Genomic DNA, 24,653 nt, shown 5'->3' with positions numbered 1-24,653 from the left:
TAGATGGAAAAATATAAGAGGAAATGAGGGGGCTGTAGAAGACAGCACCCTTTTTTGATTGATTAAGCGGTATACCTCCGAACACCATCAGCCATTTTCATCAACTCATCCCATATATATATGGGCGTATTACACACTGGACAATCTACCCAACCGTTTAAATAGGGTAATTGGGCAAGCAGCTTGTTCTCTTCAATTTTTTGGGCATATTCGTGTAACCACTGCATATTAGCACCTCTACGGTCCAATGAACGGGGGCTGATCGGATGGGGAACCAGATTGTCTGAATTTACAGGATCTTTATCATAGACAACCAGGGTGTCATTCTGTTCATCAGGCCAAATATAGAGCGGGGTACCGCAATGCGGACAATCCAGCGTATATTCGTCACCTGTATCGAAGCTTTGTAGCATATAAGCTACGCAGCGATAACCCTGAAAAGCAGCACCCGCAGCCAGAACATAGCGTTTACCGATATCTCCTTCGTGTTCCTTCGCATAGAGCACCATTTCTTCAGTCAATTCTGCAAGTCGGACAATGGCACTCCGATATTGCGCATAAATATATTCAGCCAGACTAGAATCCACTTTCACCTGATCCCTTGTAAATTCCAATGGAACTTTGGTATGTAGAGGATTGTTATTCTTCGCTTCGAATATTCCGCAAATGTTATATATATCTGCACGAATCCCTATATCAGAACTTTTTAACGCAATGTCTACAAGGTAAGGTACAGCCGCAAATGTACAAGTATACAACGTATTTTGGTGATACAGTTCCTCCCAATACAAGGTGTCAGCCATTTCGCCGTCATATCCGGCTTGGAGCTGCTTCAACATTTCTGGGACGTATTGAGAAGAACCGTAGGGGCCTTGGAGCAGAGTCCAGGCCGGATCGGACAAAGCCAGCATCTTGATACTCCTTTCACCGTTTTTCTTACAGTAGAGGATTTTGCAAAAATCTCATAAGCGACTTCCAATGAACTTTCCAATGAACAAGATATAGATCGAAATGGTTTAGTTCGTCTATATCTTGCACTTCGGAGCGACTGGAATCGAATTTTTCAAAATCCTGACAGTAACATGGGATCGGTTTGTAAATTAAATTTTGCTATCAAAATTCATTTTAACTTCATAATTCTCAGCTTCTTACGTTTATTTCATTATACGCACATTATTAGCTGAAGTTGCTTTTCTCGATTTACGCAATATACAAAATCACTATTTTTTCGGGTCTATAATCATATTCGGTTAAGCTTTCAGCATTGTGAAGGTGACACACATTAAATTAATGAATTACTAACCCGGTTCTTATGTTTTACTACGAGTCCTCTGTCCATTCAGTTCCTTCGCCCTATGCATAGTCTACATTATAAGTCCTGTTACTTAAAAATCGCTGAGTAAGAAATAAAGTATATATACGTTAAAATTTCCATACATGTAAAAACAAAGACGCTCCCCTGCCTGTTTTTAATTATGCCAAACGGGTAAGACATACTTGTTCAAGGCTTTAATCTAACAGCTACAGAACTGATTTTATGAATCGGTATATGAAAAGGAGTGTTGGGAATATTATGTATGAATACTGCGACTATAAGGGGAAATAGCCTATGACCATAACACCGGAACAGCGGATTACCCTGCACGGATTTAACAATTTGACCAAATCATTGAGCTTCAACATGTACGATATTTGTTACACCAAAACCAAAGAAGAACGCGAGGCGTATATTGAATATATTGATGAACAATACAACTCAGATCGGCTGACAGCTATTTTAAAAAATGTATCTGACATTATCGGCGCCCACGTACTCAACGTAGCCCAGCAGGATTATGTACCTCAAGGAGCCAGCGTAACAGTACTTATATCAGAAGGACCCATTGTGGAGGTACCGACTGAATCTTATGCCGAGTCACCAGGCCCCCTACCTGAATCTGTCGTGATACAGCTGGATAAAAGCCACATTACGGTTCACACCTACCCGGAATATCATCCAGACGAGGGGATCAGTACGTTTCGAGCTGATATTGATGTCTCTACCTGTGGGGAAATCTCCCCGCTCAAGGCACTCCACTATTTGACTCATTCTTTCGACACCGACATTATGACGATTGATTACCGGGTACGCGGCTTCACACGTGATACGAATGGACATAAGCTTTTCATCGACCATGATATCGCCTCCATTCAAAACTATATTCCAGACGAAGTGCGCAGTCAGTATGACATGATCGACGTGAATGTGTATCAGGAAAATATTTTCCATACCAAATGTAAGCTAAAACAATTCGATCTGGACAATTACCTGTTCGGCTACACCAAGGAAAGTCTGAGTGAAAAAGAGCAACAAAATATATCAACACGTCTCAAAATCGAAATGGACGAAATTTACTACGGTAAAAATATGACGTAACAGATCGAATGCGTGAAAATAAAATAGATCATTTTATAAAAAAAAGGATGATCGCTTGGACTGGAATACAGCCGGGCTTTCGTCCTTTTTTAAATACAAAATAATAGATATTACTCAACTTGATCTGTACAAGCGAGAGATTGTTCACTATGATAGGGGAAGAAACCACTAATTTAAAATATCAGCATAGATTTACATCCGTTTCCTATTGTAAGCGCAATCAATTGATCCTAAGTATGATTTTGTTATGGAAGACAAAGGAGGAATTTGTATGCAAGGCGGTATTGGCGGTAAAAACATCATTTTGCGATTGGAAATTTCCACCGGACACATCCAATTTGGTCAATTGATTACGCTGGTAAACGAACATGGCGGAGATGTGATTGCCATTGACGTCATTAGCACCTCTGAGAAGGTCACTGTGAGGGATATTACAGTTACCATTGCCGATCCAGCAGAAATCGACCGAATGATTGCTCGGATTAAAAAAGCACAAGGTGTTAAGGTATTATCCATCTCTGATCGTACCTTCCTATTACACCTCGGGGGCAAAATTGAAATGCAGCCCAAAGTCCCAATTCAAAACCGCGATGACTTATCCCGGGTATATACCCCCGATGTGGCACGCGTATGCATGGCGATTCACGAGGAACCGGACAAAGCTTTCCGCTTGACGATCAAGCGCAACACGGTCGCTGTCGTCTCTGACGGAAGCGCTGTTCTCGGGCTAGGGAACATCGGTCCCTATGCAGCCATGCCGGTTATGGAAGGCAAAGCCATGCTGTTCAAGCAGCTCGGCTCCGTCGATGCCTTTCCAATCTGTCTGGATACGCAGGACACCGAAGAGATCATTAAGGCCATTAAACAAATGGCCCCAGCTTTTGGCGGGATTAATCTGGAGGATATTTCGTCGCCACGATGCTTTGAGATTGAACAGCGGTTACGTAAAGAGCTGGACATACCTGTTTTTCATGACGATCAGCACGGCACAGCTGTCGTTTTATACGCAGGGCTGATCAATGCGCTCAAGGTTGTCGGCAAAGCCCTGTCTGACGTCAAAATTGTCGTCTGTGGTATCGGGGCTGCGGGTGTGGCCTGTACGAAAATTTTGCTATCTGCAGGAGCAGTCAACATCATTGGCGTAGATCGTCACGGAGCGCTTACAGCTGATGAAACATACGAGCATCCGATGTGGAACTGGTATGCGCAGCATACCAACCCTGATCGGCTGTCCGGCACGCTGTCCGAGGTTCTGAAGGATGCTGACGTGTTTATCGGGCTGTCGGCAGGTGGACTACTGCAACGAGAAGACGTGAAACGTATGAAAGAAGCCCCGGTGCTGTTCACTATGGCTAACCCGGTTCCCGAAATTGCGCCAGAGGACGTCGAGGACATTGCGGGTGTCATCGCCACCGGACGTTCGGACTATCCTAACCAAATTAACAATGTGCTTTGTTTCCCTGGCATCTTTCGAGCGGCGCTCGACTGCCGTGCCCGTGAAATCAACGAAGAGATGAAGCTGGCGGCCGCAGAGGCCATCGCAGGCACGATCCGTCCTGAAGAACTAAACAAGCTGTATATTATCCCTGGTGTATTTAACGAGAGTGCAGTTCAACGGGTTCGTGAAAAGGTGATTCAAGCCGCGATTGCGAGCGGTACAGCCAGAAGAGTGCCTCGGGATTTCAGATAAAAGAAAAGGATTGCTCCCCTAAATACGGGTGCAATCCTTTTTGCTATCGAAAGATCAGTCTTCATATCCGTTTTCTTTACAGCGGTTATGACCTCCATTTAGAGAACAATTGACTGGCACGCTGGGCAAACTCCTCCAGATTAAAGTTGGAGTTGTCCAGCTTGTAGTACCATTTTTTAATCGTATCCAAAATCCATGAGGGAACCTTAACCTCCGAGATACCGGAATAAAACGTATGATACGCCCACACCAAATGCTCCCAGCGCTTGTCATCGCCTTCCTTCACGTATTCAGATACATCCAATACCTTGGCACGCCCGTCTTGCATGAGTACATTCTTGAGGTGAATATCACGGGGATTCAGCCCCTTGGATCGGACAAATTCCCTCGCCTTTTCCACATCTAGAATGACCTGCTCTGGCACAGGAATTCCTTGCAGCAGACAATCCAGCAGCGTAATACCGGATTCATAACTTATGACAATATACTTGTCGCCTTTTCCGTAATAATGAGGAAAAAAGTCAGACCCTCGCAAACGCTCATATACGTCGGCCTCCGCATCTTTCTTCTCGATCGCCATGTCTGAGTACACCTTGAACGCGTAGCCTGGCAACGCATCGAGCGTAAATACGGCCGCATCTGTCCCGATGCCAATACAGCGGACGTCTTGAGTGCCTGTTTTAATGGTAACCGGATCATTATCCTCCGTACTGTATACGGTCACTTGACTTATGATGTCTTCTGCCTGCCTCCATTGTTCTACCATGCGCGATCCCCTCCTTCTCTGTTCTAAACCAATACCAATAAAGTTAGTTCTATAACAGATAAATAGTATTACGGGTTATCTTTTGGAATGGCTTCAAAATAGGTTGATTCTTTTATAAATACGGTATGTACCGTGTCTAACGAGCGTCCGGCAGAAGCAACCTTCTTAACTCTGCATAGCTTGCTGCTGTTTTATAGATCCCCAACACGTCAGTCTCCGGGGGAGCGTTCCTGTGATTGAACCAGATCACCTGCCAATTCGCAGCTATAGCTCCCGCCACGTCATTACGCCAGGAATCCCCAATGTAGCAGCAGTGCTCTGCTAACGTTCCTGTCCGTTCGTTCACTACTTCGAAAATGCGCGGATCAGGCTTGGCATAGCCAACGGTCCCAGATACAAAGATATGCTCTGCTGCAACATGATTTTCCAGTGCCATGGCCTTGATCTTGCTCATCTGGTGTTCCTCAAGACCGTTTGTAATTAATCCAACTAAAAAGCCAGCCGAGCTCAAATCATTTATTAACGAGATCGCCCCCTCAAAAGGCTCAATTCGGTACTGACGATCTAAGTATTCTTGTTGAACATGTACTGCCTGCTCACGGGTAATTTCTACCCCGAATTCTTGTAAAGCCAGAATGAAACGGCCTTCCCTCATCTCATCCAGTTCATCCGGCCCTGCCTTCCCCTCCAATAGTCCTCCTTTAGCCGATAGTACATCGCTGTAATAGCGAATACGATGGTAGGCTTTCTCATAAGGAAAACGCTCACTCAATCCTAATACTGTACGCAATGCATCGCGTGTAGGGTGCAAATGATCGTACATCGTATCATCTACATCAAAAAAAACAGCCTTCTTTTGCAAATTCATATGCCCACTTCTTTCTGTTAAATCTTCGGATGACGCTCCTTTTCACCTTGTCCTGATATTATACCCGTTGGCCTGTTACGTTGCACCTTGTCCTTCAACTGCGCATCCTGCAATCACACTTCACGTTTGCTAACATACACTGAAAAGACCGCATTTTCACAAACTCACTTTACTTCTCTACCGAGCTAACATAGGTATCTTGTCCTGCTTTGCCCGAAAGCGTTTTATTTGACAACACACGGGTAAAAGGTCACATTTTTGAAAATATTCGTCATACAGGTTTACATTTCGTGTAAAATCACGTACCTTTTAGGGATGAACGCTTTACGGATGTACTTGGATAAGGGAGGCATACACGATGGATTCCGGTTCTAACCTAGCCTATGGATCAGCTACACCTTTGATTGAGGCACTTATAGAATTTGAAAAAGAGCTCGAAGCGAACCGGCATTCTCTGAGTTTTGATTTGGGATTGATTATGGAGCAGGGCCGCGCGCCACGATATATGGCTACACCACCAGATGTTGTTCCTTTTGCCCACGCAGGGGTGGACGGAATACATTATGGCTTTTTAACGGATTTTGGGCTTGAAAAGGACCTTTCCCGGGCCCCTATAGTATGTGTATCTCCCGTCGATTGGACGGGTGTGTGGGTGGTTGCCCGTCATTTGCAGGATTTTTTAAGCGTTGTTTATACAGAGAACAGTTCATTAAAACGATACTATGCCAGTGGAGATGACTATTCTGGACATGCAGGTCAGCGACTGCCTCAGATTGTAGATGAACGCACCGCGTTTGTACGCGAATGCTTTCGCGAACGCTTTGGTATCGAACCGATTCAGGATATGGCTGCGTATATCGACAGCTTGCGAACAGAACGGAAGCACAATGAAGCAGCTCCTACGCTAAACGGGTTGGGCATTCAGTTATCTTCTTCTGCGAAGAATAGCTCTTCTATGGAGAGTGCCCTCTTGACCGTAACGGAGCCTTTCCTTTGGGAACAACAAGGCGAAGCTGTGCGTGAGTTGTTCCACAACGGTTCGCGTGAAGCCAGGCTGGCTTTTATTCGGGATGCCCAGACACGGCATTTGTTCACCCATTCTGCTCTTCGTGCTTTTGTAGCTGGACAGCTTGAGTTGATGGGTCTGTCTGAGGCCGCAACATATCTGGAAGAGTCCTACTACACCGTTATTCCCGATATGATAGAATCATGACGAAATCCTTGGCTTCCGCCTAACATAACCGCCTCTGAAAAGGCGGCTTTTTGTGCTACAATAAATGAAAATAATAGGGCCGAACGGCCCGGTACGAATGAAAGAGAGCGAGTATGAATAATCATTCCTATCCTACTCCTGAAATCATTGAGGTTTGTCTGTTGGCGGGCAAACTGATGATGCAAAATGGAGCCGAAACCTATCGTGTTGAAGACACGATGTCCCGCATTGCTTCGGCCTATGGCATATCCCAGTCCCATAGCTATGTAACACCAACTGGGATTTTTTTTGCCATTAATGACTCGGAGCCTGCCAAGCTCATCCGCATCGTAGAGCGGACCACCGATTTGCACAAGGTGACAGAGGTCAATTCCATTTCACGTAAAATCAGCACAGGTGATTTGTCTCCTCGCGCTGCCGTCAAGGAGCTTTCGGAGATTGAACGTGGCCCCCTCCGCTATTCCAACCGTGTACAGCTGATGGCTGCTGCGTTGGCCAGCGGTTGCTTCATGATCATGTTTGGTGGAGTCTGGCGAGATTTCCCCGCAGCTGTGTTATGCGGAGGTATCGGATTTGCAGCTGTACAGTATTTTCACAGGCTCGTTAAGGTTAAGTTTTTCTCAGAGTTTTCTGCATCTTTTCTAATCGGCTTGTTGGCGGCTCTATTAACGATAGTAGGCTGGGGACAGATGATGGATAAAATTATTATTGGCTCTGTCATGCCACTGGTTCCAGGCTTGTTAATTACAAATGCCATTCGTGATTTAATGTCCGGGCACCTTGTTTCGGGTCTTTCCAAGGGAGCCGATGCTTGCCTGACGTCTTTCGGCATTGGAGCTGGCGTTGCGGTTATCATTTCTTATATGTGATTCGGAGGAGATTCAAGTCTATGCTTGCACAATTATTCACAAGCTTTATTGCCACCGCTGCTTTCGGCATACTTTTCCATGCCCCCCGGCGTTCACTACTGCAATGCGGTTTTGTTGGTATGCTAGGCTGGCTTGTCTATTATTCAACCACGGACAGCATGGGGCCTGTGAGCGCCAGCCTTTTGGCAACGATTCTCATCGGCATCGTCAGTCAAGGCTTTGCGCGGCTGTACAAAATGCCTGTGATTATTTTCAGTGTGGCAGGCATGATTCCGCTCGTTCCAGGGGGAATGGCCTATAATGCCATGCGCCAGTTCGTACAACAACATTATCCTCAGGCACTGGAGCTGGCCATGAGCACGCTGATGATCGCAGGTGCTATTGCTGTCGGTTTGGTGCTGTCTGAGGTGCTTAATCAAATTTTTCACAGCATACGTTTTAAACCACAGCGCTAAAAGCGATGAAAATAGCAAAGTAAAAGAGGCTGCTCCTAAAATCATCCGCAGTGTTTGAGAAGATTTTGGAAACAGCCTTTTTCTGTACACATTACAAAGAATATTTAACTGTCATAAGCTATTATTCATCCACTCGCTTACCCAATATCGCTAAATCTCGCTCTATGCTGTCGAGCACAGCTACACGCGGATAGTATCCCCATTGCTCAAAACCAAACTTCTGCAGCAGCCCAATACTTGGCTCATTATGACCAAAAACAAATCCCAACAACGTTGTAATCCCCAGTCTCGGACATTCATTTAGCAAGTGCTGTACCAGTCGACTTCCTGTTCCTGTTCCACGAGAATCCTCATGGACGTATATGCTAATTTCTGCTGTACCGTTATAAGCTGGACGCCCATAAAAGGACTGAAGGCTGGCCCATCCGGCAATTGCACCCTTTTGTTTTAATACCCACAAAGGGCGGTGGTTCTCCTGATGAGCCTCAAACCATGGAATGCGACTCTCCACTGTCACCGGTTCCAGATCTGCCGTGACCATTCGTCCTGCGATCGTAGAATTATAAATGTCCACAATATCGGGAAGATCCTCTTTGCACGCAAATTCAATGGAAAAAGATTGGTCCTTATTCATTATTCGTATCCGCCTCCTATTGTGTGATTTATTTATTGTACAAGACAAGCGCCCGATCAGCCATATCGAGTTGTTTTGCGGATTAGTCCCAAAGGGTTTTATAATAGAGCTTGAAGATAAGGAAAAATAAAAACGAGGAAAGCGATTTAACACGATGAGACGGGAGGTATGTTTCGGAGTCAGGGATTCTGAAGCAGCTTAATATGAATATTGGAAATCAACTCTTGATTTTGAAAGTACCTATAGAATCTTTTTTTGGAAAAACGACCATTTATCCTGTGCTGCTCAAGGACGAGGATGGACTTACACTGATTGACACGGGAATGCTCGGCCAATTGGAGCCATTACGCAAGGCTATTTCAGATGTGGGTGAGGATATCAGCCGCCTGAAAAGAATTATTTTAACACATCAGGATATTGACCATATCGGAAATGTTCATGCACTACTGGACTTGCTGCCGAATACTGCCCTGTTAGCCCATAAGGATGACGTTCCTTATATGACAGGAGAGCGACCGTTTGTGAAGCTGACGTCGGAACGGATCAAACAAATGGATACTGTGCTTAAGCAGCAAGCAGAGGATATGATTCGCCGCCTGCCAGATTTGCGCTTTGCTCATATTCTTGAGGACGGTGAGCATCTGCCTTATGGTGGGGGCATACAGATTATTCATACACCCGGTCACACGCCCGGGCATATAAGTTTGTATGTGCCCGCACAAAAGCTACTATTGGCAGCAGATGAACTGCTGGTAGTCGAAGGTGAACTGGTCGGTCCTGCAGAGTCGGCTACGCCGGATATGCCGCTGGCCCTGAAGAGCCTCGATAAACTAACTGTATTGGATGTCGAGAAGGTACTCTGCTACCATGGTGGTTACTATGATCAGAATGTACAGGCACGACTGCAAACATTATGTCAGGAAAGAGAATAAGTCATTCAATGCTATAAATAATTATGTATGAAGAGCTATAATGAATAAATAGACAGAAAGGAATGAGACTTTATGAATGAGAAAATAACCCGACTGTATGATGAACTGAAGTCACAGTCTTGGGACGGCATGCTTGTGACCGATCCTAAACATATTTACTATCTGACGGGCTTTGCCAGTGATCCGCATGAGCGTTTTCTTGGTCTGGTGTTGCTTCGGGACCAAGAACCAGAACTGATCGTACCCGCCCTGGATGCAGAAGCCGCCCAAGCTGCTTCTTCTGTGACTCGTATATCCACCCACACCGATACGGACAATCCATATGATCTGCTGCGTCAACGTACAGGCACCGGTGTGAAAGCATTCGCGCTGGAAAAGGAGCACGTCTCCGTCCTCCGTTACGAACAGCTACATACTGCCATTGGCGCGGCTCAATATGTGGATCTAGGTCCAGTGCTTCAAGAAATGCGTGTGAGAAAAACTCCTGAGGAAGTGCAACGTCTGAAACATGCAGCTCGTTTGGTAGAAGATGCTCTTCGTCACGGTCTCACCCATGTGCGTGAAGGGGTGACGGAAGTCGAACTGGTGGCAGAAATCGAATACCAGATGAAAAAGATCGGCGCAGACGGCCCGTCCTTTGACACAACAGTACTGTCTGGACCCAAAACAGCCTTGCCTCATGGTGTTCCAGGCACCCGCAAGCTACAGCATGGCGATCTGCTCATGTTTGATATGGGCGTATACTCCGATGGCTATGCTTCGGATATTACACGTACTTTTGCTTTTGGAAAGCTATCGACTGAGCTGGAAACGATTTATAATACGGTTCTTCGCTCGAACGAAGCGGGAATTGCCGCCATTCGCCCGGGAGTTTCCTGCGCATCCGTAGATCAGGCAGCACGGGCTGTTGTTGAAGCCGCTGGATATGGCCCTGCCTTTAACCATCGAGTTGGACACGGCCTTGGCATGAGTGTTCACGAATATCCATCTGTACACGGAGGCAATAGCGATCTGCTTCATGAAGGCTTCGTGTTCACAATCGAACCCGGTATCTATGTGCCAGGCCTCGGCGGTGTGCGGATTGAAGATGACGTTTTGGTCACCTCTGATGGTGTTGAAGTGCTTACCTCTTTTCCAAAAGAACTTACGGTGCTGGGATAAAAACATCGCTATTCATTATATCGGTATGTAAAAAGTATGAAAAAAGGAGGGGCAACCCCAAGCCATTATGGCTTGAGGGTTTGCTCCTCCTCTTCTATAAAGCGGAAATTGCGTGCGATGTACAAAATGGGTGTACCCGCCGCGGTCAGTACAAATTTTAAGATGTAGGTGGTGAATAATATCTCGAGCCATATCCCCCACGCATAACCGTAAAAGGCAATAGTACAGAAAATGAGCGTATCTATAAACGAGCTGATCATCGTGCTGCCATTGCCGCGAATCCAGAGCTGATGACGTTCCGGAAAAAACTTGCGAATCCAGGCATACAGACGCACGTCCAGCAATTGACTGACCGCATAGGCTGTCAAGCTGGCAAGCGCAAGCCTTGGCAACAATCCAAACAGCTGTTGCATCGGTGTCTGGGCAAAATCCGTTGCAGTAGGCTGGAACTGCAGCACCATTTGCATCGTTATCGTCGTCATAATCAGAGTAAAAAAGCCGAACCACACAGCTTTACGCGCCTCTTTAGGCCCATATTTTTCATTCAGTAAGTCACTGGCCATATACATAGAAACATACATCGTATTTCCCAATGTCGTGGTAATACCGACCAGATCAATCGTTTTGGTTACCTGAATGTTGGCTAGTACAGTAGCAACACCAATCCAGGCGTACAGCCCTTTTTTACCGAACAACCGAAAACATAACAAAAAGAACATAAAATTGACGAGGACAAAAGCTGCCCCCCATAACAGATTAAACATGAAATCCTCCTAGTTTTGATAGCGCGGGATGGTTGCGAACCGCGGTTCATCCGAAGCAAGCCGGAAAAACATTATTTTAATGTATCATAGATTAGGATTCGTGAACAGCTATAATTTACACTGTCCTAAACTCAATACAAAGAGCCGACCTTATGGCCGGCTCTTTGTATTGAGTACATTCTGTACGTGTGTTATATAGGCTACAGATGCGATAGGGGAATGCATCGTACACCTTTCGTTTATCATTTACTTAGGAGTGTGCCGTTGCATCCAAATCCATGCCATGATTGTTGAACACGTCTTGATCGTTCTCCTTGAGCACCTTGCCTGAAATGAGACCTGCGGTAATAGAATCATTGACATTTAACGCTGTGCGTCCCATATCAATCAACGGTTCGACTGAGATGAGCAATCCTGCCAATGCCACTGGAAGATTCATGGTGGAAAGCACGATCAGGGAAGCGAAAGTGGCACCACCGCCTACACCCGCCACGCCAAACGAGCTGACCGTAACGACCAGAATAAGCGTGAGGATAAAATCCCAGCTCGTTGGATCAATACCCACGGTTGGAGCAATCATGACCGCCAGCATTGCCGGATAAATACCAGCACAGCCGTTTTGCCCAATAGTCGCTCCCAAGGTCGCAGACAGATTCGCGATGCCGTCGGACACACCAAGCTTTTTCGTTTGTGTTTCAACATTTAACGGAATGGTCGCCGCACTGGAACGAGAAGTAAAAGCAAAAACCAGTGTAGGCAATACCTTTTTCACATACGTCACCGGATTGTAGCCGAACAAGGCCAGCAAAATAAGATGAATGATAAACATGACCAACAGAGCTACATAAGAAGCGAGCACAAACTTGATTAGCTTCAAAATTTCATCCGGATTGGTCGTAGCTACTACTTTAGTGATCAGTGCTAAAATGCCGTAAGGAGTCAATCTCAGCACCAGAGTTACAATCCGCATCACTACAGCGTACACTGCATCGATCACTTTACGGAAGGTTTGCGCCTGTTCCGGTTTTTTACGATCCAATCCGAGCACAGCCACACCGATAAAGGCCGAGAAAATGACCACCGCCAGCGTCGACGTACGACGTGCTCCCGTCATATCCTCAAAAGGATTTGAAGGAATAAATTCCAGCACCTGCTGTGGAATGGTCATGTCCTGAACTGTTCCAAGACGCTCTTCCATCTTTAAGCCCTGTGCTTGTTCCTTCTCCCCACCTTGAATCTCAATTGCCTTTAGATCAAACGACAAGCTGGTTACAATACTAACTGAAGCAGCAATTGCCGTTGTAATCAGTAGTACTGCAATAATGGATACGCTGATTTTGCCAAGGTTCTGTCTTCCCTTCAAATTCATAATAGCCGAAATAATCGACACCATGATAAGCGGAATAACTACCATTTGCAGCAAACGGACATAACCATTACCTGCGAGGTTGAACCAATCAACTGATTTTGTAATGACCTCTGAGCCTGCACCATAGGCATATTGTAGAACAGCCCCGTAGATCAGTCCGAAGCCAAGTCCGGCAAATACCCTTTTTGTGAAGGAGATGTGCTTTTTCTGCATCCAGACCAATACGCCTAGCAGCAAAAGCAGCACGATTACATTTAAAATAATAAAGAAGGTATCCATGTATTATTTCCTCCAAACTTATACTTAATATGTTTTATAAGGTGATCCTTCAATCCGAAGATTACTATATCACAAAACCAACTATTTTTGTAGGTTTTCTAACAATAAAATAGTTAAGCAACTTCCAGTCTGGATTTTATCGAAAACGCCAAACAGCAAGCCTTCATCTTTCGAAGGCTTGCTGTTTTTTGTCCTGAACACAACGACATGTATTCATCTTAGGCGTAAAATTTTTATCAGCCGTTAGACGATCACTGTGTATAACAGTTCCTGTTCCTTAACCACTTTATGCTGATTATCAGCGGACTCCAACTCGCTAAACTGAGCTACATTCGTAACAATAACAGGCGTTATCGTTTCGTAACCAGCCTTGCGGATTTCCACCAGATCAAACTCCAGCACGAGGTCTCCTACCTTCACGCGATCTCCTGCTTTAAGATGAGGCGTAAAATGAAGTCCTTTTAGTTTAACCGTATCCATCCCAACGTGAATGAGCATTTCAAGTCCTGAATCACTCACCAATCCAACAGCATGCCCACTTTTGGAAATGGAGAACACTGTGCCATCCACTGGGGAAACAACCCGGCCTTCGGATGGTTCAATAGCCCAACCTCTACCCATGATTTCTTGAGAAAATGCAGGGTCATTGACTTCACTGAGCGGCTTAACTTCACCCATAATCGGGCTGTATACCGGGATTTTCTCACCTTTCGGCAGTGAGGACACAGCAGATTGTGCTATTTCATCTGTGGAGATGTCTCCGCCAGCGTCTGTTGTTGCTTGTGGTGCTTCTTCGTTCTTTTCATCTGTAAAGCCGATCAAATAGGTAACAATCGTAGCAACCACAAATGCAATAATAAGACCCAGGATTGCGTATAAGAAAGTCGGTCCAATAAACATCGCCAGACCAGGCACACCAACCAATCCACCCATGACATACGCTTTTGTACCAAACAAGCTCATGAAGCCCCCGCCGACGGCTCCGCCGATCAACGCAGCAGTAAATGGTTTTTTAAACCGCATATTTACACCATACATTGCAGGCTCAGTTACACCCATAATAGCTGTCAAGCTCGTCGAGAAAGCCACTGTTTTGACTTTGGCATTTTTTGATTTTAAGAATACACCCAGTGCAGCACCAGCCTGTGCCAAGTTGGCTGCTCCCATAATTGGAATCATGTAGTCAAAGCCCAACGTTGCAATCGATCCAATCATAATAGGAACCAACGCATAGTGCATACCTGTCATAATGATCAGGGAGAAGGTACCGCCTAGCAGCAGACCTGCAAGTGCACCTGTATTTTCAAACAACCAAGAGATACCGCCTGACAGGCCATTACCAATAATGGAGCCGAGCGGCCCTACAGCAACCAAAGTCAAAGGTACAATAATCAATAAAGTCAATGTCGGAACAACGAGCAACTTCAGTGATGCATGTGTATACTTATCAATGAATTTTTCAACATAAGATGCCAGCCAGACCGCAATAACGATTGGAATAACGGTCGAAGAATACGTGGCCGCTGTCACCGGAAGACCAATAAAGCTAACCTTCACGTTAGATGCCAGTAAAGCTGTAATCGTCGGGTGCAAAATGGAAGCACCAATCGCCGCACCAATAAACATATTACTGCCGAGTTTTCTAGCAGCACTGACAGCCAGAATAATAGGCAGGAAGTAGAACGCACCGTCACCTATTGCCGCTAAAATCGTATAGGTTTGACTCTTATCGGACATCCAGTTCATTGCCACTAAAAGAGCAATGATCCCTTTGATCATACCTGCGCCGGTGATCGCTGGCAAAATCGGTGTAAACATACCCGCAATAAAGTCGAACAGTTTGCTGATCGGGTTTTGTTTTTTCTTAGATGCAGTACTTGCTCCTGAGTCACTTTGCGGAGCCTTGGACATGTTGCTCACCAACGATTTGTACACGTTAGCTACATCATTACCGATAATAACCTGAAACTGGCCGCCACTCTCCATGACTCCCATGACGCCATCCGTTTTCTGCAACTGCTCTTTCTGAGCTTTCTTATCATCATGAAGGTTGAAGCGCAAGCGGGTCATGCAGTGAATGACCTGCTCTACGTTTTCTTCACCACCAACCAGTGTAAGTATCTCTTTGGATAATTGATTTCGATCCATGAGGTGTTCCTCTTTTCTTTTAAGGTATAAAATAAAATGCGCAAATGGGCAATAAAAAAACCTGAATACAGAAAGCAGACAGCTTTATAAAAAGCCAATCTTCTTTCAGCATTCAGGTTTTGCCTTCTGGTTTAGAAGTAGCAATCCTAAATCCCTGATCATACATAAAATCATTGATTTTTAATGATACGCTCGATATGAATGGTGAGATACAACATCTCATCCTGGGACAAGCTTCGACCATAGATTTTAGTGGTATAATCTCTTATTTTTTCCGCGCAGGCGTAAGCATTCTTATACTGAACCTTAACCATATCATGAAGGGAATTATCTGTATTTTGTACAGGGGTCCCATTCATTACCCGTTGAGCAAAAAATTTGAGATGTGTAATAAAGCGGTAATAGCTTAACGACTCTTCATCCAGATCCATTACAAAAAAGCGACTTACAATATTTATGATATCCTTGACAATGTTAGTCAGGGTTATCGTTTCGCGCATTTCGCTATTAAGCTGTGCATTCACCAAATGTAAGGCGATAAATGCTCCTTCATCATCTGGAAGTGTAACTCCCAGCTTGTCCTGAATCATGTGCAATGCTTTGGTCCCAATCGTGAATTCCTTACGGTACATTCGCTTGATTTCCCAGTAAAGTGCATTTTTGATATCCATACCCAAGCGATAACGCTCTATGGCAAAATGGATATGATCCGTCAGCGAAATATAGATGCTGTCATGCAACTCTACACCAAGTATCGTTTTGGCATATTGGATGATTTCATCAGAAATTTCAACATATTCAATAGGGATATCAGACATCAGGGTCATGAGTTTGCGAGAAACCTCGGTACTTTCAAGTTTGAAAATTTTCTCAATTTTCTCTTCTTCAATCTCATCGCCTGTGTTTTTTTTAAAAGCAATTCCTCTTCCCATAATGACTAATTCTTTCTGCTGTTCATCAATGACCGTTACGACGTTATTATTCAGCACCTTTGCTATCTTCATTCCATCACCTTAAGCCGCTTGGAGTAGTAAAAAAAGGCAATACCAAAACTGACACATAGTGCCTGCTTATGGTTTTGCCCGATACGCTCAGTAACAATCCACGATTGTGCAGTTTTGAATAACTGACACCATAATATCATATAAAGACTGAGGTGACAAGTTTTTTTGTAAACACTTTCATGAGGCTTTTGGGCGTTGGCACGCCTTAGCTGCCAGGGCTCTTTTCCACAACCGAGTTCGGAGAAGGAGAAGCATTCATGCCAGATGTGGACACTACTTGCGAATGCTCATCTTTTTCATCCACAAAGCCCATAAAATACGTAATTACGCCAGCTGTAACTAGTGAGATTAACATTCCCAAAATAGCATATATAAATGTAGGACCGACGAATAATCCCAAGCTGGGCAGACCTGATATACCACCAATAGCCGTTGCTTCAGTTTCAAATAAACTCATAAATGCACCACCGAGAGCCCCTCCGATCAACGCCGCAACAAAAGGCTTCTTAAAGCGCATTGTGACTCCATACATCGCCGGCTCAACCACCCCCATCATGGCAAGCAAGCCTGTCCAAAAGGCCAGCGTTTTCACTTTGACATTTTTGGATTTAAAAAGCACGCCAAATGCTGCACCTGCCTGGGCAAGTACCGCTGCCACTACCACAGGAAAGACATGATCGTAGCCCAGTGTTGCAAGCGAGCTGATCATAATCGGTACCATTATATATTGCATACCTGCCATAATAAGCAAAGACATCGCGCCCCCGAGCAGCAGCCCTGCAAACACTCCTGCATTATCAAATAGCCATGCGAGTCCATCCGATAAATGTTGACCGAGATAACCCCACAACGGGCCAAGAACGAACATCATCAAAGGTATAAAAATCATCAGAGTCAAAGTCGGGACAGCCACTACTTTAAGCCAATAGGGGGTATGCTTGTCTAACCATTTTTCCACATACGACGCCATCCAAACGACAACAAGCATTAGTATTATGGAAGAAGCAGACTGCCCGTCTATGACTGATAAGTCGCCAAAGCGAACCTCCTCACCAGACTGGAACAACTCTGTCAGGCGGGGATGCAATACTGATGCTCCGATGGCAGCCGCAACAAACATATTGCTGTTCAGCTTTCTTGCCGCACTTGCCGCAAATAGAATGGGCAAAAAATAGAATACCCCATCGCTGATAACCAATAAAATGGTATACGCCTGTTGATCAGATAACAAACTAGTAAATACCTGTTGGTCTGAAAACAAAAAACCTAAGGACATGAAAATAGATATTAATACCTTTATCATTCCCGCCCCAATCATTGCCGGCAAGATCGGAGTGAATACGCCTGATACATAATCTAATAGACGACTTATCGGATTTCTCCCTGTGGCAGCTCTGTAACTTCCGGAAGTCTGCTCCTGTTCATCTTCTCCCCTGACCTGCGAAATCATTTCTTTGGAAAGTAAATCCCGATTCATAACTACCTTTTCCCCTTTTTATATGTATATTGAAGACCACTTTCGAACTTACCAAACCAAGCTTAGAAGAATATTGTAATAAAAGCGGTATTCCTTATGCTACTTATATTACTTCTTTTTTACAATAGTTTTAAAGAAGGAGTAATCTATTCGTTTTTATGCACCTGATAATTTACATCTAACTTACATCTAAACACCTAAGACCATAGTTATATATTTTTTGTTTGTTTTTGGGCAAATATGACTATTCAACCGCCTGTTAATTATGTAAAATAGGTCTAACCTACTTTTTAGTAAATCATGGATTACTTCCCTTTCACATTCTTGTCCCTTGAATACAGCTGAAATATACATAGAATCCGAACATTTTCAGTCTTTTCTTCAAGCAAGGAGAGGAAAACAAGTAGATCATGGCGTGCCTAGTATCTTATTGGACAAGCGGCCTACATCAAGCAGGGGAATTCGTCTGATTTTATTACCATCATGTGAGAGGAGAATTTTCATGAAGAGTTTTAATCGTTCCATTGGCGCGAAATTACGAATTATGTTTTTGCTGATTCAGCTCTTTGCATCCCTTTTGTTCAGCATCAGTTTCTATGCAATATCCATGAGTATCATTAATAACAGTGTCATGCCTCAGGTAGACCAATTGCTAGAAACTGGAGCTAAAAATGTGTATCAGGATCTCAATATTTCCTTAGCGGTTCAGGCCCAACAAGGAAGCGGTTCTGATTCCGGCTCCGCTATACAGATGGAATCCTATCTTCAGGACAAGGTCGATACTCTCAAATTAGAATCGGCATATATCGCAGTAGTAAAGGATGGTAAAGCCGAAGTCGTCGCAAGGAATGTAAAATCAGTATACAAGGTCAAGGATGCACTCATTCCTGTAGAGGATATTAAAAAAGCAAAACAAGGCGAGATGAATATCAGTGAAATTTACAGCGATTCGTACGGAGTACACAAAACCGCCTTCTTTGCTATATCGGGTAGTAATCTAGTTCTGGGTGTGAACGAAGATGTCGGATTCGTACAGGAAAAATCCCAACAAATTTTATGGATTTGCATAGGTATTACAGTGGCAACGCTCCTGCTGGGCGGAATTATTTCTACCCTCGTGATACGTAAAGTTGTAGAACCCATTGCTGAATTGGTTCGTCATAGCGAAAAAATCGCTCAAGGTGATCTTTCACAAGAAGCGAAAGTTCATGGAGTCAATGAAATTGCCCAACTTGCCCGCAGCTTCCAATCAATGTCTCATAACTTGAAAGAAATGATCGGCCATGTGCTTTCTACATCCGGTGCGGTTGTTGAAGGATCGGACGAGCTGCTTCGTCGGACTGAGGCTATGAGTGTAAAAGTGCAGGACTCTACAGTTGCCGCAGAGGAAGTAGCAAAGGGCAGTACCAGCATAGCTACAACTGCTGCTGAAAATGCACAGGCTATGGAGGAAATCGCTCAAGGTGTTCAGCACATCGCCTCCTCTGCCAATGATGTATCCGATCAAATCAGTGAAGCAACGAAAGAAACGGTTAACGGTAATACGCTCGCTCAAAAAGCTGTAGCTCAAATGTCACAGGTAGGACATGCTGCCGATGAATCGCTTCGATACATCCATAGTATGAATGAGCGCTCAGAAGCCATTGGCAGTATCGTTTCGGCTATTTTCGATATTACGAAGCAAATTCAAATGTTGTCCCTGAATGCCTCCATTGAAGCTGCCCGTGCGGGCGAACATGGACGGGGCTTCGCCGTAGTAGCTGGAGAAGTACGCAAGCTTGCCGAGCAATCTAAAGAAGCCACACAAGAAATTTCTGACTATTTGGTTACCATTCAAGAAGTATCGCAACAATCTGTGGACTCTGTGACCCAGGTTAGCCGTGAAATTCATTCGGGAACGGAAATGGTTCAACAAGCGAGCTCAGCCTTTAACCAGCTAAGTGAGCTTATGCAAAAGATCAATGCTACGATTCAAACGGTATCTGCAGCAACGGAGCAAGTATCCGCCAGCTCGGAGGAAGTATCTGCTTCCGTGGAAGAGACAGCTCTCATCGCTGCCAATGCACAGCATATGATTCAAGAAATCGGTTTTAACGCCGATGAGCAACTGAATGAAATGGAAAGCCACAGCGAGGTTGTTCGCCAATTAAGCAAACAAGCAACCGAGCTGCAAAAGGCAGTTCAAAAATTTAAAATTACGTAAGCCGATACAATAGAGGATTTTGCAAAAATCCCATAAGCGACTTCCAATGGACAAGATGTAGATCGAAATGGTTAAGTTCGTCTATATCTTGCACTTCAGAGCGACTGGAATCGAATTTTGCAAAATCCTGAATAAAAAGAGGTATCTCACAGTCTTGAAAATGGCTGTAGAGATACCTCTTTATTTTTTAAAAGCGATTTTAATAATCATCCATGAAGTTTATGAATTCATTCCCATAATACGATAAATTTGCTCCATATCTAAATGAGCCCGTACCACCTCTGCGACACGGTCAAACTCTCGTTCCTTGGCTTCACGTACAGTAAAAGTGCTTTCTAAAGGTGCCAAGCCCTTGGTTTGTCGCAATCCATCCAGCCAGCACCGACGAAAACGGTCATTATCAAACACACCGTGCAAATAGGTTCCCCATACTTTACCGTCTGTCGTACCCCAGCCTTCCTCAAAAGCTGTTCCTTCGCCACGCCGGATATGGAATAACCTTTTCATTTCGCTTAGGTTAAAAGTTATATCTGTAGGTTCGTATGGTTCCGTAACATTCTCCGTAACGCCCATATGTATTTCATAGCCTTCAATGCTTGGCTTAGAGGCAGAACCCGAATCAGGCGCAGTACTAAGCAAAAGCGGGCAATGATTAGACAGGGTTCCCTGTACGCGTACGGTTTGCTTTTCCTTTAAAAAGGTCGTGGATAGAGCCAGCCAACCTAACCCTTCTGCCTGCTGCGGCAACCCAGATTCGACGGCTTGGGGATCAAATAGCGCTGTACCCAGCATCTGATAACCTCCACAAATGCCAACTAGCTGTGTGCGTCCAGTATTCATAGCCTGCCGAATGTCTTTCTCCAGACCTCTCTCACGCAATTCCAGCAGGTCTCCAATGGTGTCTTTGGTCCCCGGTAAGATAATGGCGTCCGGTACGCCCAACTGTCCGGATTCTGTGACATAACGAACACTCACATCCGGCTCTGCGGCCAGAGCATCCGTGTCCGTAAAATTGGAGATCCGCGGATATCGTATCACTGCAATATCCAGTTCTTTATCCTCTGCTGATCGCTTGGGCTTCTTATCCAGTACTACCGAATCCTCTGCTTCAATGCGAATGTCTGGTAGATAGGGCAATACACCGAGTACAGGAATGCCCGTCCGTTCTTCCAGCCAGTCTAATCCCGGTTGAAGCAGAGACAGATCACCTCTGAATTTGTTAATGATAAATCCGCGGATACGCTGTACTTCATGGGGTTCCAGTAACTCGATGGTTCCTACGAGAGAGGCAAAAACACCGCCCCGGTCGATATCTGAAATAAGCAACACTGGTGCATCCGCCCAACCTGCCAAATTCATATTTACGATATCTCGGTCCTTCAAATTAATCTCTGCCGGGCTGCCTGCCCCTTCCATAAGGACAATATCATAGGTATCACGCAACCGATTCAGAGCATCCATAACGGTCTGTTTGGCTTTTGGCAAAAAATCCTTCCGGTAATCGGAGGCGCTCATATAGGCATAAGGTACACCGTGTACAACAATTTGTGAGTGCATATCTTTGACTGGCTTAATCAGAATCGGATTCATGTCAGTCGTGGCCTCAATACCGCAGGCCTCAGCCTGCACCCCCTGAGCGCGTCCAATTTCCTTGCCGTCCTCGGTAACATAAGAGTTTAACGCCATATTTTGCGACTTAAACGGTGCGGGACGATATCCGTCCTGCGTAAAAATACGGCAAAGCGCAGTTGTCACCACGCTTTTGCCCACATCCGACGCTGTTCCTTGAAGCATCAATACGGCTGCCGGGTTCGTGCAGGACGGTTCGAAAGTTGACAATTGCCTCTTCCCCTTTAACGAATTCATTTCAAATCTGGTCACAACCCGTACAAAATTACAATAAACAACAATAAAACAGTCTCCAGCAATTCGTTTAAAGTTCCGTATATATCTCCCGTAAGTCCACCCAAGCGGCGGTTAATACGGTTTGCCGTGAAGGTTCCAACACCGTAAGCCAAGACCGGAATCAACACAAAACCTATCGAGATTGGAAGGCTCTCAGAATATGAAAGGAACGTCTGTATGGTTGATCCTGCCAACGACAGATTCCCAGTATCCCTTGTTGCTGTAGCCAAACCTGCCAGAAGATATTGTCCTACGGCAGCACTCAGGGTCACTAATACAGCCCAGAATACGGCTAACCCTACGCGGCCACCACTCATATCAGCAAAACGCGCAGCCAGCCCATCATCATTACGGGCTTTAGGCCAGCGCTTCATTGCATGTACCATAAACCAGCGGCTCCAAACCATGGGAAGCAGCAGTAAGCCAGACACATTCCGTTCAACCAACACTGTATACAGCAAAGAAGCCTTGAGCATGAGTAGCAACACACAAGCAATAACGCCCATTGCTCCTACACGGCTATCCTTCATAATCTCCAGCATCCGCTCACGGGATCGGTAGCTGAACAAGGCATCAGCCGCATCCATCCACCCGTCCAAATGCAATCCGCCCGTCAACCAAACCCAGACAACAAGCGTAAGAATCGCACACGGCAACGGCGGCAACACCATAGAAGTAAGCGCCGCAAAGCCCCAGACAATGATGCCAATAACCACTCCGACCAGCGGATAATAACTTGCACTGCGTTTAAGCAAATCCGGGGAAAAATCCAATTCCGCCTTCACCGGAAGACGCGTTAAAAATTGAAAAGCCGCAGCAACAGCCTGACGTTCGCGGCTCATAGCTTATATTCCAACTGTTTGAGTTCTACGGGAATGCCCGCCGTCACCAAAAATACTTCATCACAAAGACGGGCAATCCGCTGATTCATAACCCCACTCAAATCCCGATACAGCCGACCAAGCGGATATTCGGGCACAATACCGTCACCAACCTCGTTGGTCACGATGACGAGCTGCCCCGGATACTGCTCCACAGCTGCCGCCAGTTCATTAATGGCAGCTCTGGACGCAGCTTCGCCGTCCTCGCCTGCGGCCAGCAGCACGTTCGACAGCCACAGGGTCAGGCAGTCGACTAGCACCATAGGCGCGGGTGATGGCTGCGACGCTTGATCGCCGCCAAGCCGTCGCAGCAGCTCCGGCAGCGCCTGCGCTTCCTCCAGCGTCTGCCAGTCGTATCCGGCAGACTCGCGCTGGACCCGATGAAGGGCGATGCGCTCCTTCATCTCCATGTCATAGGCTTGCGCCGTTGCAATGTAGCAGGCGCCAGGCGCGCGCGACATGCATAATCGCTCGGCAAAGCCGCTTTTCCCGCTGCGTGCCCCGCCGGTCACGAGCGCTTTCATCGCTGCGCGGCTCCCTGACCGTCCGATACGCCTGCATCGGCAAAGGTCGCCATTTCGCGCATAATGCGGCACGCCGCATCAATCAGGTGCAAGCTAAGCGCACCGCCTGTGCCCTCCCCGAGTCGCATGTCCAAATGAAGCATGGGCTCCAGCTTGAGCTGGCGGAGCACCGCCGCGTGCCCGCGCTCGTCCGAGGCGTGCGAAGCGAGCATGTACGCAGCGCTAGCAGGCGCAAGTGCACGCGCTGCGAGGGCGGCTGCGCCTGAAATAAAGCCGTCCAACACGACTGGACAGCGATGTGCGGCTGCCCCGAGGATGACTCCTGCCAAGGCGGCAATCTCCAGACCGCCGACCTTAGTGAGCACGTCGAGCGCATCATTTGCATCTGGCTGGTTCACGTCCAATGCGCGGCAGACAACCGATATTTTACGGGTAAGCCCAGCCATATCTACACCCGTTCCCCGGCCTACGATAACTTCCGGCTCCAGTCCGGTGAGAGCACATACGACCGCAGCGCTGGCTGTCGTATTCCCGATGCCCAGCTCTCCGGTAACGAATAGCCGTGTGCCACCTTTGACCGCTTCTGCTACGGCTTCTGCTCCGACCAAAACCGCCTGTTCCGCTTCTGTACGCAGCATCGCTGGCCCTTTAGCTATATTCGAAGTACCCATGCGTACCTTACGGTCCACCAGATTCGCGTGAGCGACATCCGCATTCACGCCAACATCTACCACCTTGACATCTGCGCCCGCATGGCGTGCCAGCACATTAATTGCCGCGCCACCTGACAGCATGTTATACAGCATTTGTTGTGTAACCTCAGCCGGAAAGGCACTGACTCCCTCTTCACACACCCCGTGATCCGCAGCCATGACCATAACCGTTTTACGATCAAATTCAGGCTTATCCACTCCTGTAATTCCTGCTAGCTGAATGGCCACACTTTCCAACTTTCCAAGACTTCCCGGTGGCTTTGTTAATTGGTCCAAATGAGCTGAAGCTGCCGAGGCCGCCACCCCATCCGGCTGGGCAATGCTATCGATCAGCTGACGCAGCTTGTTGTTCATAACTTCCACTCCCTGCTCTTTTTAAGTG

Annotated in this window: 21 protein-coding genes; 8 read left to right on the top strand and 13 right to left on the bottom strand. The window is 46.0% G+C overall.

Going from position 1 to position 24,653, the window contains the following annotated elements; all coding sequences use genetic code 11:
* Nucleotides 1–62: 62 nt before the first annotated feature.
* On the bottom strand, nt 63–911 hold the full coding sequence (locus ACM1ND_RS07240; RefSeq protein ID WP_023987699.1) for a hypothetical protein: 849 nt from the start codon (nt 909–911) through the stop codon (nt 63–65).
* Between the two features lie 698 nt (nt 912–1,609).
* Here ACM1ND_RS07240 and speD point away from each other — a divergent pair.
* Both speD and ACM1ND_RS07230 read left to right on the top strand, forming a co-directional pair.
* A complete protein-coding gene (gene speD / locus ACM1ND_RS07235) occupies nt 1,610–2,416 on the top strand; it encodes an adenosylmethionine decarboxylase (protein ID WP_013309324.1) in 807 nt (268 codons plus the stop codon).
* Between the two features lie 271 nt (nt 2,417–2,687).
* Nucleotides 2,688–4,106, top strand: coding sequence for an NAD-dependent malic enzyme (locus tag ACM1ND_RS07230; protein WP_028543003.1), 1,419 nt, complete (start codon nt 2,688–2,690; stop codon nt 4,104–4,106).
* Nucleotides 4,107–4,191: 85 nt separating this feature from the next.
* On the opposite strand, the gene ACM1ND_RS07225 is transcribed toward ACM1ND_RS07230, so the two are convergent.
* Nucleotides 4,192–4,872: a serine/threonine protein kinase gene (locus ACM1ND_RS07225; protein ID WP_418027416.1), complete on the bottom strand. Its 681-nt coding sequence runs from the start codon at nt 4,870–4,872 to the stop codon at nt 4,192–4,194.
* 136 nt (nt 4,873–5,008) lie between these two features.
* Nucleotides 5,009–5,740: an HAD family hydrolase gene (locus tag ACM1ND_RS07220; RefSeq protein WP_076158147.1), complete on the bottom strand. Its 732-nt coding sequence runs from the start codon at nt 5,738–5,740 to the stop codon at nt 5,009–5,011.
* A gap of 358 nt (nt 5,741–6,098) precedes the next feature.
* On the opposite strand from ACM1ND_RS07220, the gene ACM1ND_RS07215 reads away from it, so the two are divergent.
* The 3 genes from ACM1ND_RS07215 (at nt 6,099) to ACM1ND_RS07205 (ending at nt 8,277) form a co-directional block, all read left to right on the top strand.
* Complete coding sequence (locus ACM1ND_RS07215) at nt 6,099–6,953, top strand: hypothetical protein (RefSeq protein WP_418027414.1); 855 nt, start codon at nt 6,099–6,101, stop codon at nt 6,951–6,953.
* 113 nt (nt 6,954–7,066) lie between these two features.
* Nucleotides 7,067–7,822, top strand: a complete 756-nt coding sequence (locus ACM1ND_RS07210; RefSeq protein ID WP_013309319.1) for a threonine/serine exporter family protein — start codon at nt 7,067–7,069, stop codon at nt 7,820–7,822.
* 20 nt (nt 7,823–7,842) lie between these two features.
* Nucleotides 7,843–8,277, top strand: coding sequence for a threonine/serine exporter family protein (locus ACM1ND_RS07205; protein ID WP_013309318.1), 435 nt, complete (start codon nt 7,843–7,845; stop codon nt 8,275–8,277).
* 121 nt (nt 8,278–8,398) lie between these two features.
* Here the strand turns inward: ACM1ND_RS07205 and ACM1ND_RS07200 are convergent, their stop codons facing one another.
* Entirely contained in the window at nt 8,399–8,911 is a 513-nt protein-coding gene (locus ACM1ND_RS07200) for a GNAT family N-acetyltransferase (protein ID WP_023987694.1), read from the bottom strand.
* A 203-nt stretch (nt 8,912–9,114) separates the two neighbouring features.
* Between ACM1ND_RS07200 and ACM1ND_RS07195 the strand changes: the two genes are divergently transcribed.
* Nucleotides 9,115–9,843, top strand: a complete 729-nt coding sequence (locus tag ACM1ND_RS07195; protein ID WP_418027411.1) for an MBL fold metallo-hydrolase — start codon at nt 9,115–9,117, stop codon at nt 9,841–9,843.
* Between the two features lie 72 nt (nt 9,844–9,915).
* On the top strand, nt 9,916–11,004 hold the full coding sequence (locus ACM1ND_RS07190; RefSeq protein ID WP_418027410.1) for a M24 family metallopeptidase: 1,089 nt from the start codon (nt 9,916–9,918) through the stop codon (nt 11,002–11,004).
* A 65-nt stretch (nt 11,005–11,069) separates the two neighbouring features.
* On the opposite strand, the gene ACM1ND_RS07185 is transcribed toward ACM1ND_RS07190, so the two are convergent.
* From ACM1ND_RS07185 to ACM1ND_RS07165, 5 genes are all read right to left on the bottom strand, one after another.
* Entirely contained in the window at nt 11,070–11,768 is a 699-nt protein-coding gene (locus ACM1ND_RS07185; RefSeq protein WP_023987659.1) for a queuosine precursor transporter, read from the bottom strand.
* Nucleotides 11,769–12,018: 250 nt separating this feature from the next.
* Entirely contained in the window at nt 12,019–13,416 is a 1,398-nt protein-coding gene (locus ACM1ND_RS07180) for an L-cystine transporter (protein ID WP_025724316.1), read from the bottom strand.
* Between the two features lie 243 nt (nt 13,417–13,659).
* A complete protein-coding gene (locus ACM1ND_RS07175; protein ID WP_053324917.1) occupies nt 13,660–15,564 on the bottom strand; it encodes a beta-glucoside-specific PTS transporter subunit IIABC in 1,905 nt (634 codons plus the stop codon).
* Nucleotides 15,565–15,734: 170 nt separating this feature from the next.
* Entirely contained in the window at nt 15,735–16,568 is an 834-nt protein-coding gene (licT, locus tag ACM1ND_RS07170) for a BglG family transcription antiterminator LicT (protein ID WP_023987656.1), read from the bottom strand.
* Nucleotides 16,569–16,773: 205 nt separating this feature from the next.
* A complete protein-coding gene (locus ACM1ND_RS07165) occupies nt 16,774–18,045 on the bottom strand; it encodes a PTS transporter subunit EIIC (protein WP_053324916.1) in 1,272 nt (423 codons plus the stop codon).
* A gap of 502 nt (nt 18,046–18,547) precedes the next feature.
* Here ACM1ND_RS07165 and ACM1ND_RS07160 point away from each other — a divergent pair.
* Complete coding sequence (locus tag ACM1ND_RS07160) at nt 18,548–20,248, top strand: methyl-accepting chemotaxis protein (protein WP_023987654.1); 1,701 nt, start codon at nt 18,548–18,550, stop codon at nt 20,246–20,248.
* Nucleotides 20,249–20,467: 219 nt separating this feature from the next.
* Here ACM1ND_RS07160 and ACM1ND_RS07155 read toward each other — a convergent pair whose 3' ends face one another.
* Genes ACM1ND_RS07155 through cobT form a run of 4 tightly spaced genes read right to left on the bottom strand, consistent with a single transcriptional unit; the run spans nt 20,468 to nt 24,625 of the window.
* Nucleotides 20,468–22,087, bottom strand: a complete 1,620-nt coding sequence (locus ACM1ND_RS07155; RefSeq protein ID WP_418027407.1) for a cobyric acid synthase — start codon at nt 22,085–22,087, stop codon at nt 20,468–20,470.
* 38 nt (nt 22,088–22,125) lie between these two features.
* On the bottom strand, nt 22,126–22,995 hold the full coding sequence (gene cobS, locus ACM1ND_RS07150; protein WP_023987652.1) for an adenosylcobinamide-GDP ribazoletransferase: 870 nt from the start codon (nt 22,993–22,995) through the stop codon (nt 22,126–22,128).
* Nucleotides 22,992–23,558 (bottom strand): bifunctional adenosylcobinamide kinase/adenosylcobinamide-phosphate guanylyltransferase, encoded by a 567-nt coding sequence (gene cobU / locus ACM1ND_RS07145; RefSeq protein WP_053324914.1) that lies wholly within the window; start codon nt 23,556–23,558, stop codon nt 22,992–22,994. The genes cobS and cobU overlap by 4 nt, the downstream gene beginning before the upstream one ends.
* Nucleotides 23,555–24,625 (bottom strand): nicotinate-nucleotide--dimethylbenzimidazole phosphoribosyltransferase, encoded by a 1,071-nt coding sequence (cobT, locus tag ACM1ND_RS07140; protein WP_418027404.1) that lies wholly within the window; start codon nt 24,623–24,625, stop codon nt 23,555–23,557. Before cobT ends, cobU begins: the two co-directional genes overlap by 4 nt.
* Between the last annotated feature and the right edge of the window lie 28 nt (nt 24,626–24,653).

This window comes from Paenibacillus sp. JJ1722 (assembly GCF_048282685.1).
Classification (GTDB): domain Bacteria; phylum Bacillota; class Bacilli; order Paenibacillales; family Paenibacillaceae; genus Paenibacillus; species Paenibacillus polymyxa_B.
This window is presented reverse-complemented; position numbering and strand designations above follow the sequence as displayed.

Bases quoted from the DNA above. Each gene is read 5' to 3' on its own strand.
- ACM1ND_RS07175 (WP_053324917.1), bottom strand. From the start codon at position 15,564: ATGGATCGAAATCAATTATCCAAAGAGATACTTACACTGGTTGGTGGT.
- cobS (WP_023987652.1), bottom strand. From the start codon at position 22,995: ATGAGCCGCGAACGTCAGGCTGTTGCTGCGGCTTTTCAATTTTTAACG.
- ACM1ND_RS07190 (WP_418027410.1), top strand. From the start codon at position 9,916: ATGAATGAGAAAATAACCCGACTGTATGATGAACTGAAGTCACAGTCT.
- ACM1ND_RS07165 (WP_053324916.1), bottom strand. From the start codon at position 18,045: ATGAATCGGGATTTACTTTCCAAAGAAATGATTTCGCAGGTCAGGGGA.
- ACM1ND_RS07210 (WP_013309319.1), top strand. From the start codon at position 7,067: ATGAATAATCATTCCTATCCTACTCCTGAAATCATTGAGGTTTGTCTG.
- ACM1ND_RS07220 (WP_076158147.1), bottom strand. From the start codon at position 5,740: ATGAATTTGCAAAAGAAGGCTGTTTTTTTTGATGTAGATGATACGATG.
- ACM1ND_RS07225 (WP_418027416.1), bottom strand. From the start codon at position 4,872: ATGGTAGAACAATGGAGGCAGGCAGAAGACATCATAAGTCAAGTGACC.
- ACM1ND_RS07240 (WP_023987699.1), bottom strand. From the start codon at position 911: ATGCTGGCTTTGTCCGATCCGGCCTGGACTCTGCTCCAAGGCCCCTAC.
- cobU (WP_053324914.1), bottom strand. From the start codon at position 23,558: ATGAAAGCGCTCGTGACCGGCGGGGCACGCAGCGGGAAAAGCGGCTTT.
- ACM1ND_RS07205 (WP_013309318.1), top strand. From the start codon at position 7,843: ATGCTTGCACAATTATTCACAAGCTTTATTGCCACCGCTGCTTTCGGC.
- ACM1ND_RS07195 (WP_418027411.1), top strand. From the start codon at position 9,115: ATGAATATTGGAAATCAACTCTTGATTTTGAAAGTACCTATAGAATCT.
- ACM1ND_RS07160 (WP_023987654.1), top strand. From the start codon at position 18,548: ATGAAGAGTTTTAATCGTTCCATTGGCGCGAAATTACGAATTATGTTT.
- licT (WP_023987656.1), bottom strand. From the start codon at position 16,568: ATGAAGATAGCAAAGGTGCTGAATAATAACGTCGTAACGGTCATTGAT.
- ACM1ND_RS07215 (WP_418027414.1), top strand. From the start codon at position 6,099: ATGGATTCCGGTTCTAACCTAGCCTATGGATCAGCTACACCTTTGATT.
- ACM1ND_RS07200 (WP_023987694.1), bottom strand. From the start codon at position 8,911: ATGAATAAGGACCAATCTTTTTCCATTGAATTTGCGTGCAAAGAGGAT.
- cobT (WP_418027404.1), bottom strand. From the start codon at position 24,625: ATGAACAACAAGCTGCGTCAGCTGATCGATAGCATTGCCCAGCCGGAT.
- ACM1ND_RS07180 (WP_025724316.1), bottom strand. From the start codon at position 13,416: ATGGATACCTTCTTTATTATTTTAAATGTAATCGTGCTGCTTTTGCTG.
- ACM1ND_RS07185 (WP_023987659.1), bottom strand. From the start codon at position 11,768: ATGTTTAATCTGTTATGGGGGGCAGCTTTTGTCCTCGTCAATTTTATG.
- speD (WP_013309324.1), top strand. From the start codon at position 1,610: ATGACCATAACACCGGAACAGCGGATTACCCTGCACGGATTTAACAAT.
- ACM1ND_RS07230 (WP_028543003.1), top strand. From the start codon at position 2,688: ATGCAAGGCGGTATTGGCGGTAAAAACATCATTTTGCGATTGGAAATT.